General features: G+C 68.6%; 13 protein-coding genes. 8 read left to right on the top strand and 5 right to left on the bottom strand.

Going from position 1 to position 14,918, the window contains the following annotated elements; genetic code table 11:
- Positions 1-78: 78 nt before the first annotated feature.
- The 3 genes from fba to AB1I47_RS17315 all read right to left on the bottom strand — a co-directional run bounded on the left by fba (position 79) and on the right by AB1I47_RS17315 (position 3,946).
- Complete coding sequence (gene fba / locus AB1I47_RS17325) at positions 79-1,143, bottom strand: class II fructose-bisphosphate aldolase (RefSeq protein WP_354684970.1); 1,065 nt, start codon at positions 1,141-1,143, stop codon at positions 79-81.
- 64 nt (positions 1,144-1,207) lie between these two features.
- A complete protein-coding gene (pyk, locus tag AB1I47_RS17320; protein WP_354684969.1) occupies positions 1,208-2,644 on the bottom strand; it encodes a pyruvate kinase in 1,437 nt (478 codons plus the stop codon).
- A gap of 105 nt (positions 2,645-2,749) precedes the next feature.
- On the bottom strand, positions 2,750-3,946 hold the full coding sequence (locus AB1I47_RS17315) for a phosphoglycerate kinase (protein WP_354684968.1): 1,197 nt from the start codon (positions 3,944-3,946) through the stop codon (positions 2,750-2,752).
- A gap of 362 nt (positions 3,947-4,308) precedes the next feature.
- On the opposite strand from AB1I47_RS17315, the gene AB1I47_RS17310 reads away from it, so the two are divergent.
- Both AB1I47_RS17310 and AB1I47_RS17305 read left to right on the top strand, forming a co-directional pair.
- Positions 4,309-4,599, top strand: a complete 291-nt coding sequence (locus tag AB1I47_RS17310; protein ID WP_354684967.1) for a hypothetical protein — start codon at positions 4,309-4,311, stop codon at positions 4,597-4,599.
- Positions 4,600-4,709: 110 nt separating this feature from the next.
- Positions 4,710-5,861: a helix-turn-helix transcriptional regulator gene (locus AB1I47_RS17305; RefSeq protein ID WP_354684966.1), complete on the top strand. Its 1,152-nt coding sequence runs from the start codon at positions 4,710-4,712 to the stop codon at positions 5,859-5,861.
- 33 nt (positions 5,862-5,894) lie between these two features.
- Here AB1I47_RS17305 and AB1I47_RS17300 read toward each other — a convergent pair whose 3' ends face one another.
- Complete coding sequence (locus tag AB1I47_RS17300; protein ID WP_354684965.1) at positions 5,895-6,917, bottom strand: Bug family tripartite tricarboxylate transporter substrate binding protein; 1,023 nt, start codon at positions 6,915-6,917, stop codon at positions 5,895-5,897.
- Between the two features lie 154 nt (positions 6,918-7,071).
- Positions 7,072-10,071, bottom strand: a complete 3,000-nt coding sequence (locus tag AB1I47_RS17295; protein ID WP_354684964.1) for a DEAD/DEAH box helicase — start codon at positions 10,069-10,071, stop codon at positions 7,072-7,074.
- 220 nt (positions 10,072-10,291) lie between these two features.
- Here AB1I47_RS17295 and AB1I47_RS17290 point away from each other — a divergent pair, with 220 nt between their 5' ends.
- The 6 genes from AB1I47_RS17290 (at position 10,292) to AB1I47_RS17265 (ending at position 14,912) form a co-directional block, all read left to right on the top strand.
- Positions 10,292-11,212, top strand: a complete 921-nt coding sequence (locus AB1I47_RS17290; protein WP_354684963.1) for a branched-chain amino acid transaminase — start codon at positions 10,292-10,294, stop codon at positions 11,210-11,212.
- Between the two features lie 94 nt (positions 11,213-11,306).
- Positions 11,307-11,501, top strand: coding sequence for a zinc-finger domain-containing protein (locus AB1I47_RS17285; RefSeq protein ID WP_354684962.1), 195 nt, complete (start codon positions 11,307-11,309; stop codon positions 11,499-11,501).
- Between the two features lie 112 nt (positions 11,502-11,613).
- Entirely contained in the window at positions 11,614-12,648 is a 1,035-nt protein-coding gene (gene waaF / locus AB1I47_RS17280; RefSeq protein ID WP_354684961.1) for a lipopolysaccharide heptosyltransferase II, read from the top strand.
- 21 nt (positions 12,649-12,669) lie between these two features.
- Positions 12,670-13,110: a YybH family protein gene (locus tag AB1I47_RS17275; RefSeq protein ID WP_354684960.1), complete on the top strand. Its 441-nt coding sequence runs from the start codon at positions 12,670-12,672 to the stop codon at positions 13,108-13,110.
- A gap of 67 nt (positions 13,111-13,177) precedes the next feature.
- The gene (locus AB1I47_RS17270; RefSeq protein ID WP_354684959.1) at positions 13,178-14,266 is read left to right on the top strand and encodes a YheT family hydrolase; all 1,089 of its coding nucleotides are present in this window, start codon (positions 13,178-13,180) and stop codon (positions 14,264-14,266) included.
- 46 nt (positions 14,267-14,312) lie between these two features.
- Positions 14,313-14,912 (top strand): DUF2946 family protein, encoded by a 600-nt coding sequence (locus tag AB1I47_RS17265; RefSeq protein WP_354684958.1) that lies wholly within the window; start codon positions 14,313-14,315, stop codon positions 14,910-14,912.
- The last annotated feature ends 6 nt before the right edge of the window (positions 14,913-14,918 follow it).

Below are 14,918 nucleotides of genomic sequence, written 5' to 3'. Positions count from 1 at the left end.
CGCCGGGCGCAAAATGCGTGCCGCGGCGGCCGGAACTGCAATCCGCCTTCCGCTTGCGAGGAAGGCGGACAAGGGACATTACTGCACGACCTGCGCCAGCTTGCCCGACTTGTACTGCTGCGCGACGTCGGTCAGCGAAACCGGCTTGATCTTGCTGGCCTGGCCTTCGCAGCCGAACGCGATGTAGCGCGCCTTGCACACCTGCTTGGCCGCTTCGCGGGCCGGCTTCAGGTATTCGCGCGGGTCGAACTTGCTCGGGTTCTCGGCGAAGAAGCGGCGGATCGCGCCGGTCATGGCCAGGCGGATGTCGGTGTCGATGTTGATCTTGCGCACGCCGTACTTGATCGCTTCCTGGATTTCCTCGACCGGCACGCCGTAGGTTTCCTTCATGTCGCCGCCGAACTTGCGGATCTCTTCCAGCAGCTCTTGCGGAACGGACGACGAGCCGTGCATCACCAGGTGGGTGTTGGGGATGCGGGCGTGGATTTCCTTGATGCGGCTGATCGCCAGGATATCGCCGGTGGGCTTGCGGGTGAACTTGTAGGCGCCGTGCGAGGTGCCGATGGCAATCGCCAGCGCGTCGAGCTGGGTGGCCTTGACGAAGTCGGCGGCCTGCTCCGGATCGGTCAGCAGCATCGAGTGGTCCAGCACGCCTGCGGCGCCGATGCCGTCTTCTTCGCCAGCTTCACCGGTTTCCAGCGAGCCCAGGCAGCCCAGTTCGCCTTCGACGGTCACGCCCACGGCGTGGGCCAGCTGCACCACCTTGCGGGTCACGTCGATGTTGTAGTCGTATTCGGCCGGGGTCTTGCCGTCTTCGCGCAGCGAGCCGTCCATCATCACCGACGAGAAGCCCAGGTCGATCGCGCCTTGGCAGATCGCCGGCGACTGGCCGTGGTCCTGGTGCATCACCACCGGAATATGGGGATAAGCCTCTACCGCGGCTTCGATCAGGTGGCGCAGGAAGTGTTCGCCGGCGTATTTGCGCGCGCCGGCCGAGGCTTGCATGATCACCGGCGCGTTGACCTCGTCGGCGGCCTGCATGATGGCCTGCACTTGTTCGAGGTTGTTGACGTTGAAGGCCGGCAGGCCGTAGCTGTTCTCGGCCGCGTGGTCCAGCAGCTGGCGCATCGATACGAGTGGCATGTCTAACTCCTAAATAAAAATGGGGTGTCTCTGCGTATTCTTCGGTCGGCGCTTGGTGCCCGAATCAGCTTCCTACCCTGACGATCTTCAGGGTATTGGTACCGCCCGGCTGGCCCATCGGCTCGCCGATGGTCAGCACGATGAAATCGCCCCGCTGCACCACGCCCTGCGCCAGCAGCAGTTCTTCGGCCTGCTCCAGCGCGGTATCGCGGTCGGCGCTGGACTGCAGCGGCAGCGGCACCACGTTGCGGTAGAGCTGCATCTTGCGCTGCGAGGCCAGGTTGGGCGTCATCGCGTAGATCGGCACATGGATGCGGTGGCGGCTCATCCACAACGCGGTGGCGCCGGAATCCGTCAGCGCGGCAATCGCCTTCACCTGCAAATGATAGGCGGTGAACAGCGCACCCATCGCCACGGACTGGTCGATGCGGGAAAAGGTCTGGTTCAGGAAGTCGGTGTCGAGCTGCACCACCTCCGACTTCTCGGCCTCGATGCAGACCGCGGCCATCGCCTCCACCGTCTCCACCGGATAGCGCCCGGCGGCGGTCTCGGCCGACAGCATCACGGCGTCGGTCCCGTCCAGCACGGCGTTGGCCACGTCGGAAACCTCGGCGCGTGTCGGCACCGGGTTGACGATCATGCTTTCCATCATCTGCGTGGCGGTGATGGTCAGCTTGTTGGCCTCGCGCGCCAGCTTGATCATGCGCTTCTGCAGCGCCGGCACCGCGGCATTGCCGACTTCCACGGCGAGGTCGCCACGGGCCACCATGATGCCGTCGGAGGCCTGCAGGATTTCTTCCAGCACGCCCGGGTGGATGGCCTCGGCGCGCTCGATCTTGGCGATCATGCGGGCCTTGTGGCCATGCGGCTGGCCGGCCACGGCGGCCAGCTGGCGCGCCATTTCCATGTCGGTGGCGTTCTTGGGAAAGCTCACCGCAACGTAGTCCGCGCCCAGGGCCATGGCGGTCTTGATGTCGTCCATGTCCTTGGCCGTCAGCGCCGGCGCCGACAGCCCGCCGCCCTGGCGGTTGATGCCCTTGTTGTTGGACAGCTCGCCGCCGACGCGCACGGTGGTGAAGATCTCGGTGCCGAACACGCGGTCCACCACCAGCACGATCAGGCCGTCATTGAGCAGCAGCAGGTCGCCCGGGCCGACATCGCGCGGCAGGTCCTGGTAGTCCAGGCCGGCGCGCTCCTCGTTGCCGAGCTTGCAACTGGAATCGAGGACGAAGGGCTCGCCCGCCTTCAGCGTGATCTTGCCGTGCTCGAACTTGCCGACGCGGATCTTGGGACCCTGCAGGTCGGCCATGATGGCCACCTCGCGCCCGCACGCCTGCGCCGCCTCGCGCACCAGCCGGGCGCGGTCGATATGGTCCTGCGCGGTGCCGTGCGAGAAATTCAGCCGCACCACGTCGACGCCCGCCGCGATCATGCGCGTGAGCACCTCCAGCGAGCTGGAGGCGGGGCCGATGGTGGCGACGATCTTGGTAGAACGGGTCATGCGCGACAATTCCTTGTTCAGAGCTCGATGGCCCGGGGACCCGGCAGCGTGCCGGGGCCGGCTGGTGCGTCAAACAGCGGCGTCAATCCGCAGCGTCAAGCCGCGTCAGCCAGCGGCGCGCTGTTCCAGCACTTCGAACGCGGGCAGCTTCTTGCCTTCCAGGAACTCCAGGAACGCGCCGCCGCCGGTGGAGATATAGCCCACGCGGTCGGCAATGCCGTACTTGGCGATGGCAGCCAGCGTGTCGCCGCCACCGGCGATCGAGAACGCGCTCGAATCGGCGATGGCTTCGGCGAGCACCTTGGTGCCGTTGCCGAACTGGTCGAACTCGAACACGCCCACCGGGCCGTTCCAGACGATGGTGCCGGCGGCCTTCAGTTGATCGGCCAGCTGCGCGGCGGTCTTCGGACCGATATCGAGGATCATGTCGTCGTCGGCGACGTCCTTGACGTCCTTGACCGTGGCCGTGGCGGTAGCGCTGAATTCCCTGGCGCACACCACGTCGACCGGGATCGGCACCGACGCGCCGCGCCTGGCCATGATGTCGATGATCGCCTTGGCGTCGCCGACCAGGTCGGCTTCGGCCAGCGACTTGCCGATCTTCAGCCCGGCGGCCAGCATGAAGGTATTGGCGATGCCGCCGCCCACGATCAGGTTGTCGACCTTGTCGGCCAGCGACTTCAGGATGGTCAGCTTGGTCGAGACCTTCGAGCCGGCCACGATCGCCACCAGCGGACGCGCCGGCTGCCCCAGCGCCTTGCCCAGCGCGTCGATCTCGGCGGCCAGCAGCGGGCCGGCGCAGGCGATCGGCGCGTATTTGGCGATGCCGTGGGTGGTGGCTTCGGCGCGGTGGGCGGTGCCGAACGCGTCATTGACGTAGACGTCGCAGAGCTTAGCCATCTTCTGCGCCAGTTCGTCGCTGTTCTTCTTCTCGCCCTTGTTCACGCGGCAGTTTTCCAGCAGCACTACCTGGCCGGGCGCCACCTCGACGCCGTCGACCCAGTTCTGCACCAGCGTCACCGGCTTGCCCAGCAGCTCGGACAGGCGCGTGGCGATCGGCGCCAGCGAATCCTCGGGCTTGAACTCGCCCTCGGTCGGGCGGCCCAGGTGCGACGTCACCATCACCGCGGCGCCAGCGGCCAGGCAGGCTTCGATCGCCGGTACCGAGGCGCGGATGCGGGTGTCCTCGGTGATATCGCCAGCGTCGTTCTGCGGCACGTTCAGGTCGGCACGGATGAACACCCGCTTGCCGGAGATTTTGCCTTGGGAAATCAGATCGGAAAGACGCAGGACAGTGGTCATGGCGGTGGATGGCGCGAGATTTCGCTGAAATTCGGGGAAACGGGCATTTTACCTGATCACGGTCAACGCTTTGACGATTCCGGCCCAAGGTATCGCATCATGTGCCGCTGCCGGCACAGCCCGGACGGGCGCATGCGGGCCGTGGACGCGGCATCCCTCCGAAGTAGGGGCCGGGCAATGTCCCCGTCTTCCCCCAAGTGCGGTAATGTATCCAAACGTCTGCTAGACCAGACACGTAGCACAGCCAGAGCCGTCCGATAGCGGCCGAACAATAAGCGGAAATAAGAAAAAACATCCCGGTGTGTGCGGGGGCGCACGGCCGGGGCCGCGCATTTTTTGTCGCGAATGCAGGGGGTAGTCAGATGAAAGAAGCCGACATCCACGGAGCCATCCGTGGCTGGTACGAGGGCATTTCCGATCCCGTTGCCGGGCAGCAGCGCCCGGGCACCCTGATGGAACTGGCAGGCATCGCCCATGCCTCGATGATGGTTCGCGTCCCCATACGCGACCACCTGCGGGACCACGTCACCGTCAACCGCATCGCCAACCCGGCCACCCGCCCGGTCAACGGCCAGCGCCTGCCCGAAGCCAGGCAGCAGCTGTTCCGCCACCAAACGGCGCGTTCACAGTTCCAAGCCGCGCCGCACACCTGAACCCGCTGGGGGGGCGTCCCCACGCCACGCCGGCCGGCGCAAGCCCGGCGGCCGGCTCTCGGCCACACGCATAAAGTACCAAAAGTACAAAAAGTAGAAGAAGGCAAGCCATGAGCGATACAGAGAGGCATATGCACGACACCATTCGCGCACTGTATGAGGGCATCTTCGATGCCGAGGCCTGGCAGCGCAGCCTGAGCGCGCTGTGCCAGGTCAGCGACAGCGTCCACGCCGCGCTGGTGGTGCTCGACACCGTCAATGAGCGCGTGCTGGTCAACCAGGTAGTCAATCCCGTGCCGGAGGAAGTGGCCGCCTACCACGAGTACTACGAAGCCCTCGACCCGGCACTGCCGTTCGCGCCGCGCATGCCGGTGGGAAGCTGGTATATCGATTCGCGCGAACTGGGCACGCAAACCATGCGCCATTCGCCCTTCTACGGCGAGTTCTTCCGCCAGTTCGGACTGGCGTCGCTGATGGCCTGCCTGGTCGAGCGCAAGCCCCACTATGAAGTGTTCCTGTCGCTGCAGCGGCCGCACGGGCGCAGCCTCTATCAGCCGGAGGATGCGCGCGCGCTCGACTGGGCCATCCCGCACGTGCGCCACGCCATGGCGCTGCGCGACCGCATCCACCAGGTCTCGGCGCTGGCGCACGCCTCCACCCAGATGATGGAGCGGCTGCCCTTTGGCATGATCGTGTTCCGCGACGACGGCAAGGCGCTGCTGGCGAACAGCATCGGCGAAGCCTGGGTGCGCCGGCTGCTGCCGGCGGTGTCGATCGAGACCAGCGCCGCGGCACTGTCGTCCGGGCCGTTGCGGCAGGACGAGTGGCGCCTGTCGCGCCCGTTTGCGGAGGCACTGCGCGCCGCCTGCGATCCGGCCAGCCTGCAGCCGGCGCAGGCGCTGCGCGCGGTCGATGGCGGTGGCCGCCAGGCACAGGTCATCCTGATGCCGCTGCCGCCGGCCCATCATCTCGCCATGGACTGGCAGCGCCCGAGCGTGATGGTGGCGATCCATGAACCCGGCATCGCGCCGGTGACGCTGCCGGCCGTGCTGCGCGATCTCTACGGGCTCACGCCCGCGGAGACGCGGCTGGCGATGCAGTTGTCAACGGGGATCGGGTTGCCGGAGGCGTGCGAGCTGATCGGCATCCGGCGCGAGACCGGGCGCACGCAGCTGAAGGCGATCTTCACCAAGACCGGGACCGGCACGCAGGCGCAGCTCGCGCATTTGCTGACGCGGCTGGGGGTGAGGCCGGAAGCTTGAGGGGGCGCGCGTGGCGCGCCCCGCGCTGACCGGTCAGTCGATCGAAGCGCCTACGTTCTTGACCACGCCCGCCCACTTCTGGCGGTCGGCCTTCACCGTGGCCCTGAACTGGTCTACCGACTCGATGCGCGGCGTGTTGCCGGCGTCGACCAGCTTCTGCCGGATCGCCGGCGTTTCCAGCGCCACCTTTACCGCGTCATTGATCTTGCGCGCGATCTTCGGATCCAGGCCCTTGGGACCGAAGAAACCGAACCAGATGGTGCTGTTGAAGCCCGGCACGCCGCTCTCGGCGATGGTCGGCACGTCGGGAATCACCTGCACGCGCTGTCTGGTGGTCACGCCCAGCAGCCGCACCTTGCCGGCGCGGTACTGCGGCAGCACGCTCTGCACCTGGTTGAAGATGCAGCAGACCTCGCCCTTCACCACCGCCTGCAGCGCATCCGGGCCGCCCTTGTAGGGCACGTGGACCATGTCGAGGCCGGCGCGCGCGTTGAACTCGGCAAACGCCAGGTGCGTGCCGGTGCCGTTGCCGGTCGACGCAAAGTTGTACTTGCCCGGGTTGGCCTTGACCTTCTCGATGAATTCCCTGACCGACTTCACGTCGATCACGGCCGGGTTGACGGTCAGTACGTTCGAGACCTCGACCAGCGGCGCGATCGGCGTGAAATCGGCCTCGGCGTCGAACGGCAGGTTCTTGTACAGCGCCGGGTTGATGCCATGCGTGGCGGCGGTGCCCAGCAACAGCGTGTAGCCGTCCGGCTTGGCATGCGCCACCACTTCGGAGGCGACATTGCCGCCGGCGCCCGGCCGGTAGTCATAGATGATGGTGGTCTTGAGCGACTTCTGCAGCGATTCCTGCAGCGTGCGGCCGACGATGTCGACGCCCGAACCGGCGGTGAAGCCCATCAGGATCGTCACCGGCTGCGTCGGCCATTCGCCCTGCGCGTGGGCCGGCGCGCTCACGGCAGCGGCGGCGCACAGCGCGGCCAGGCCGGCGCCCAGGCGGAAAGCGGAACGGAAGGACAAGCGCGGGAGCAGGCGGGACGAGATAGGCATGGGGGCACCGTCGGAGAAAGTCAGGACTGAACATGGGCCGGCCGGGATCTGAGCCCCGGGCCAACGTCACAAGATAGCAAGGTTCCTGCCAAAACCAAACGACCGAGTTCGCTTGAAGGTATGCCGTGCCGGCATATGCCTGCCCTGCGCACCATCAGCGCCGCAGCAGCCCCACCAGCTCGTCGATATCGGGCAGCGCCGCGCCGGTGCCCGCCGCAGCTTCGTCATCCGCCTCCAGCAGCCCGTCGGCCAGCGCGCGCTTGTCGCGGTGCAGGTCGACGATGCGCTCCTCGATGGTGCCGGCATGGATCAGCCGGTACACCGTCACGGGGCGCTGCTGGCCGATGCGGTGCGCGCGGCCCATGGCCTGGTCTTCGGCGGCGGGGTTCCACCACGGGTCGGCGATGATCACGTAGTCGGCCGCGGTCAGGTTCAGGCCGAAGCCGCCGGCCTTCAGGCTGATCAGGAACACGTCGCCCTCGCCCGCCTGGAATGCCGCCACGCGGCGCGTGCGCTCGGCCGCGGGGGTGGCGCCGTCCAGGTACTGGAAGGCCAGCCCGGCGCCCTCCAGCCCGCGGCGCAGCAGTTGCAGGAAATCGACAAACTGGCTGAACACCAGCGTCTTGTGGCCGCTGGCCGCGAGTTCGCCAGCCAATTCGACAAAGGCGAGCAGCTTGGCCCCCTCGCTCAGTTGGCCGCTGAGCTCCGGCGTCACCAGCCGCGGATCGCAGGCGGCGCGCCGCAGCCGCATCAGCTGCGCCAGCACGTGGATGCGCGCCTGCGCCTGGTGCTGGGCCTGCGCCAGCGCGCGCGCCCGCGCCCCGGCCGGCGCGCCGCGGGTAGCCTTGCGCGCGGCTTCCACCCGCGCCAGCGCGGATTCGGCCTCGGTCTGCGCCTGGCGGCGCAGCGCCTCGTAGTGCGCCGCCTCGACCGGTTCGGGCTCGACCCGGATCACCAGCTCCGTGCGCGGCGGCAGTTCGTCCAGCACCTGCGCCTTGGTCCGGCGCAGCACGAACGGCGCGATCATGCGGCGCAGCCGCAGGCGTGCCTCGCGCACGCCGCCACGCTCGATCGGGTTGGCGAAGTGTTCGTTGAAGCGGGCCAGCGAGCCCAGCAAACCCGGATTGCAGAAGCGCATCACCGACCATAGCTCGGCCAGCCGGTTTTCCACCGGCGTGCCGGTCAGCGCCATGCGAAAACCCGACGGCAGCTCGTACATCGCCTGCGCGCGCCGCGTGACCGCGTTCTTGAATGCCTGCGCCTCGTCGGCGACCACGGTGTGCCACTCGCGCGCGCAGAAGTCCTTGCGCGCCTGCTGCAGCAGCGTGTACGAAACGATCACCAGATCATGCGGGCCCGCCTGCGCCAGCAGGGCTTCGCGCTCGCCTTCCGCGTACACATGGACGTTGAGCGTGGGCGCGAAGCGGCGCGCTTCGGCGGCCCAGTTGCCGCAGACCGAGGTCGGCGCGATCACCAGCGCGGCGCCGCCGCCGGCACGGGCCACCATCACCGCCAGTGCCTGCAGGGTCTTGCCCAGGCCCATATCGTCGGCGAGGCAGGCACCGAGGCCGGAAGCGGCCAGCGTCATGGCCCAGCGGTAGCCGGCCTCCTGGTAGGGGCGCAGCTCGGCCGCCAGCGTCGGCGGTAGCGCGATCTCGGTCTCGCGCGCGGCGCGCAACCGCGCGATGCGCTGGCGGAAATGCGCGTCGGGGTCGATGCCGGCGCCGGCAAGCACATCGTCCAGCCACGGCGTGGCCATCTGCGGCACGCGGATGCCGTCAGGAACGCGTTCGCCGACGCCCGCCAGGTCCCGCAGCCGGCCCCGCAGCGTACGCGTCAGCGCCACGTAGACACCCTGCCCCATCGGCACGAAGCGTCCGGCGTGGCTGCCGGTCCAGTCGATCAGCTTCCCCAGCTCCAGCACCAGCCCCTCCGCCACGCGCAGCTCGCCGGCCAGCCGGTACCACGCGCCGCGGCTCTCGATCTGCACGCCGAGCTGCGGCAGGTCGGCCGGCAGCACGCGGATCTCCTTGCCGCGCGGCCATTCGACCGCCTGCACCGCGGGCAGCCCGGGCAGCGCCTCGACCACCGCGAGCGCGTCTTCCGGGTCGTCCAGCGTCCAGCTGTACTCGCCGCCCGGCGGCGACTGGGTCACCAGCACCGGCAGCGCGGCGAAGACTTCGGCCACGCTGGCCAGCTCGGCCTCCAGGTCGCGCTGCGTCGCGAGCGTCTCGCCGCGCACCGCGGCCATCAGGCGCTCGCGCCCCGCGCCGGGTGCGAGCCGCGGGCCGAGCGGGCCCAGCGGCGTCACCACCAGCCGCAGCGAGATGCCGCGGCCTACCGGCGCCACCTCGGCGCGCAGCCGCGTCTCGGCCTCCACCGTGCGCGTGCCGCCGGCCTGGTCGGCATGGATCTGGAAGTGCCTGGCCAGGGCGCGCAGCGTCCGGTCGAGCTGGGCCTGGCCGTCCTCGGGGATGGCCAGGCCATCGCCGATCAGCCGCGCCGCGTCGAACTGCGCCGGCGTGAAGCGGATCACGCGCAGCCGGTGCGGCCCGTCGCGCACCACCGTAAGCTGGCGCAGCGCCTCGGCCTCCTGGCGCGCGGCGGCGGGCAGCAAGGCCTCCATTGCCGGCGCCACGCGCACTGGCGGGAAGATGCGCAGCACGTAGCGGCCGGCGCTGTGCACGGCCTCCAGCGCGGGCGCGTCCTCCACCACCTCCAGCGTCTGCGTCGGCGCGTGCGCCAGCACCACACCGGGGTGCCCAACCAGCGCCATCGCCGCGGCAGCGCGATCGATCACATAGCGCCGGTTGTGGGACTGGTCGCGGCGGATGGCGCGGGCCACGCGGGCATCCCACGGCTCGAGCCGGTCGTCTTCGGCCACGCGCGCCAGCGGCACCGGCTTAGGCTTGCCCCAGCCGCGCGCGCCGCGCACCTGCTCGAGCGGCTCGATCGTGCCCGGCGCGCCGTCGGCATCCAGCGTCAGCGCCCATAGCAGCCGCCGCCCGCCTTCGGCCGCGGCCGCGGGCTCCGCGCCGGCGAGGGCGCGCAGCGCTTCCAGCGCCTGCTGCCAGCCGGGGCCGGAGGCGGGGCTGGTGCCGCGACCGTCGGGCGCCGGCGAGGATTCAGGGCCGGGATGTGGGGTTAAAGGCACGGGGTTAAAGGCACGGGGTCAAAGGCACGCCGGGTCAGGGACGGAAGAGCAGGCGCGATGGCGTGAACGGTAAGGCTGCGGCAAAAATTGGCGTCCACCATGCGGCAACCGCCCGGAAAAGAGGATTCTAGACCGCCGCGGGCCTTCCCCGCTTTGTGAGCCATGCCGCCGCGGCTTACAATGTTGTTTTTGCTACTTTGACGGCGCAAGGAGAACAGACATGTCGATGGCGGATCGCGACGGCAAGATTTGGATGGACGGCAAGCTGATCGAATGGCGCGACGCCAAGATCCACGTGCTGACGCATACGCTGCACTACGGCATGGGTGTGTTCGAGGGCGTGCGCGCCTACAAGACCCCCGAAGGCACCGCGATCTTCCGCCTGAAGGAGCACACCCGCCGTCTGTTCAATTCCGCCAAGATCTTCCAGATGGCGATGCCGTTCGACGAAGCCACGCTCGAGGCCGCCCAGCGCGAGGTCGTGCGCGCCAACAACCTGGAATCCTGCTATATCCGCCCGCTCGTGTGGATCGGCTCGGAAAAGCTGGGCGTGTCGGCCAAGGGCAACACCATCCACGTGGCGATCGCGGCCTGGCCGTGGGGCGCCTACCTGGGCGAGGAAGGCATGGAGCGCGGCATCCGCGTGAAGACCTCGTCGTTCACCCGCCACCACGTCAACGTGTCGCTGGTGCGCGCCAAGGCGAGCGGCTACTACATCAACTCGATCCTGGCCAACCAGGAAGCCACCGGGCTGGGCTACGACGAAGCGTTGCTGCTGGATACCGAAGGCTATGTCAGCGAAGGCTCGGGCGAGAACGTCTTTATCGTGCGCAACGGCGTGATCTATACCCCGGACCTGGCCTCGTGCCTGGACGGCATCACCCGCGACGCCACGCTGACGATCGCGCGCGACCTCGGCATCGAGGTGCGGGAAAAGCGCATCACCCGCGACGAGATGTACTGCGCCGACGAGGCCTTCTTCACCGGCACCGCCGCCGAAGTGACGCCGATCCGCGAACTGGACGACCGCATCATCGGCGAAGGCCGCCGCGGCCCGGTGACCAAGCAGATCCAGGACGCGTTCTTTGCCGCCGTGGGCGGCAAAGAAGAGAAGTACAAGAAGTGGCTGACGCTGGTCTGAGCACCTGCGGCCAGCGCTTTCGCGCCATGCGCCCGCAATTGCGGGCGCGGCACACCCCGTTTCACGGACAATAAGCTTCACTCCCTGCAACACCATGACGCAAACCGCCACCATCATCGAAATCGGCGCCGAAGACATTCCGCTGCACTGCCCCACCGCCAACACGCCGACATGGAACTACCATCCGCGCGTGTTCCTGGACGTGGCAGACACCGGCGAGGCCAAGTGCCCCTACTGCGGTACCGTCTACAAGCTCAAGCCGGGCACCGTGCTGAAGGGCCACCACTGACCCGAGCCGCCCGTTTTCGCACGACCCCGACGCTCCGGGCCGCCCGCAGGCGCCCCGGAGCGTCGGCGTTCCCGGCGTCCGCGCCGGCGTGCCGGCTCCAAGCGCCCCGCCCATGAAGAAAGCCCTCGTCATCGCCCCCAACTGGATCGGCGACGCCCTGATGGCGCAGCCGCTGTTCGCGCTGCTCAAGGCGCGCCATCCGCGCCTGGTCATCGACGCCCTCGCGCCCAAGTGGGTGGCGCCGGTGCTCGCGCGCATGCCCGAGATCGGCCGCGTGTTCCCGTCCGACCTCGCGCACGGCAAGCTGCAGCTGTCCGCACGGCTGATGTTCGCGCAGCAGCTCAAGAACGAAGGCTACGACCTCGCCTACGTGCTGCCGAACTCGCTCAAGTCGGCGCTGATCCCGTGGCTGGCCGGCATCCCGCTGCGCATCGGCTACCGCGGCGAAGCGCGCTTCGGCATGCTCAATATCCGCCACGCCAACCCGCCGCGCGACAAGCGCCCGCCGATGGTGGAGCACTACGCCCGCCTGGCGCTCAAGCCCGGCGCGCGCCTGCCTGAAAACATCCCGGAACCGCGCCTGCGCGTCGACCCCGCGCGCATGGCGGCCACCGCCGAGCGCTTCGGCATCGCCCCGCACGCGCGCGTGATCGCGTTCTGCCCGGGGGCCGAGTACGGCCCGGCCAAGCGTTGGCCGGCCAGCCATTTTGCCCAGCTCGCGCAGATGCTGCGGCGCTCCTACCCGTACGCGCAGATGATCACGCTGGGCTCGGCCAAGGATGCCGAGATCGCCAGCGAGATCGTCAGTGAAGCCCCGTTCGTGCGCAACCTGTGCGGCCAGACCTCGCTCGATGATGCCGTTGACCTGCTGGCGCTGTCCGAGGCCGCGGTCTGCAACGACTCCGGCCTGATGCACGTTACCGCGGCGCTGAACCGGCCCCAGGTATCGGTGTTCGGCTCGAGCGATCCGCGCCACACCCCGCCTCTGTCACAGGCTGCGAGTATCATGTGGCTGCAGCTCGAGTGCAGTCCGTGCTTCAAGCGCGAGTGCCCGCTGGGCCACCTGCGCTGCCTGAAAGAGATCGAACCAGAAATGGTGTTCGTCGAACTCCGCAAGCTGCTGCACCGGCCACGGCCGCAGCACTGACTTACCCCTGACACTGCCACCATGCCTCGTTTTGCCCGCCTGTTCGATTCCGCCGAAGACATCGTCGAAGCCTTTCGCGAGGCGCTAAAGCTGCGCGATGCCGAAGGCGCGCTGCGCCTGTGGCTGGACGAGGACTCGATCACCTGCGTGCTGCCCGACGGCCAGCGCCTGATCGGCCACGAGCAGCTGCGCCAGGCGTTCGCGCAGTTGCTGGAAGAGCAGCCGGTGCTGGTCGATGCGATCGAGACCAGCAGCCATGCCTCGATGGCGGTGTCGATCTTCGACGTGACCGAGGCGCTGCGCTTCGGCGGCGACCGGGTCGAGGCCGACCTGTACGTGCACACCACCTATGTGCTGATGCAGAACCACGAAGGCTGGCGCCTGGCGCATATCCACTGCAGCCCGGCCAACGCCGTGCAGGTTGCCGCGGTGGCGGCCGCACCGGGGCAGGCGCTGCACTGAAGCCGCATGGCCGCTTAGCGTCGCTTAGTGGCCTGCTGCTGCAATACCAGGCAAATTCCGAGCCGGCATGACGCAGCTTCCGCAACACCGCCTGCCGCATCCCGTGCAGGCGGACTCTCCCTCCCCCACGCCGGGGCATGCCTACGGCGACGGCCTGCTGATGCCCTGGTGGCTGCGCGGCGGCCATGCCCAGACCATCATCCCCGCCCGCTTCACCCGGCGTCCGCCGCGCGTCACCTTCCGCCGCGAGCGCTGGGACACCCCCGACCGCGACTTTATCGACCTGGACTGGACCACGCACGCGGTGCAGCCGGACACGCCGCTGGTGGTGATGTTCCATGGCCTGGAAGGCGATTCCGGCAGCCATTACGCGCAGGCGCTGATGCATGCGCTGTCATTGCGCGGCTGGCAGGGCGTGATCCCGCATTTCCGCGGCTGCTCGGGCGAGTTGAACCTGGCACCGCGCATGTACCATTCGGGCGATTCCGCCGAGGTCCGCTGGGTGCTGCAGCGTATGTCCCGGCACCACTGCGCCAACGGGCGCAAACTGCTGGTGGTGGGCATCTCGCTGGGCGGCAATGCGCTGCTGCGCTTGCTGGGCGAGGACGGCGGCGGCGCCAGCCATGTGCACGCGGCGGCGGCGATCTCGGCGCCGCTGGACCTGGCCGCCGGCGGCGCCGCGCTGTCCGTGGGCTTCAACATGGTCTATACGCGCATGTTCCTGCAGACGCTCAAGCGCAAGTCGCTGGCCAAGCTGGAGCAGTTTCCCGGCCTGTTCGACCGCGACGCCATGCTGGCCAGCCGCGACCTGTACGCGTTCGACAACGTGGTCACCGCGCCGCTGCACGGCTTTGCCGATACCTACGACTACTGGCGCCGCGCCGCCAGCAAACCCGTGCTGCGCGAGATCGCGGTGCCGACGCTGGTGCTCAACGCGCGCAACGATCCCTTCCTGCCCGGGCGGTACCTGCCCGGCCCGGCCGAGGTCAGCCCGCAGGTGTGGCTGGAGCAGCCCGAGCACGGCGGCCATGTCGGCTTCATGACCCCGCACGACGGCTGGCGGCGCCACCTGCCGCTGCTGCCCGACGGCCGCTTTGGCGGCCATATCGAATGGCTGCCGGCACGGATCCTGCGCTTTTTCGACAGCATGATGTGAGCGCGAGGCGGCGTGGCAAGCCACCCGCCCGCAGAGGAGACCCAACATGGACGACATCGTCAGGCAAGCGATGGCACGCTGGCCCAACGTGCCCAATGCCTATGGCTGGCTGGCGCTGGACCGCCGCGGCCAGTGGCGGCTGCGCAATGAGTATGCGCAAGCGCACGGGCTGTCGGGCGACCCGATCCGCCATGAGGCGCTGATCGGCTTTATCGAACGCAACTACCTGCGCGACGAGCGCGGTGCATGGTTCTTCCAGAACGGGCCGCAGCGGGTGTTCGTGTCGCTGGCGTATGCGCCGTGGATCGTGCGCCTGCATGAAGGCGCGCTGCGCACCACGACGCAGCAGGCCTTTGCGCTGGAAAGCTGCTACGCCGACGAGCATGGCAACGTGGTGCTGGCCGGTACCGTGGCAGGCATGGCCGAAGGCGCCCCGCCGGTGGTGCAGGCCGCGCTGCTGCACGACCATGACCTGGAACTGTTCAGCGGCGCCAGCACCTGGCACGGCGACGCCTGCGGTACCGACCTTGGGCTGTTCCACTACGCGGGGCGCGACATCCCGATCGAGCCGATCGCCGAGAGCGAGGTGCCCAAGCGCTTCGGGTTCGTGCGCCAGCCGGCGCCGCCGGCGGACCCCGCGGTCTGAGGACAG

It is taken from the genome of Cupriavidus necator, from assembly GCF_040578825.1.
GTDB lineage: Bacteria > Pseudomonadota > Gammaproteobacteria > Burkholderiales > Burkholderiaceae > Cupriavidus > Cupriavidus necator_E.
The sequence above is the reverse complement of the archived record's forward strand: the minus strand, read 5'-3'. Positions and strand labels throughout refer to the sequence as shown.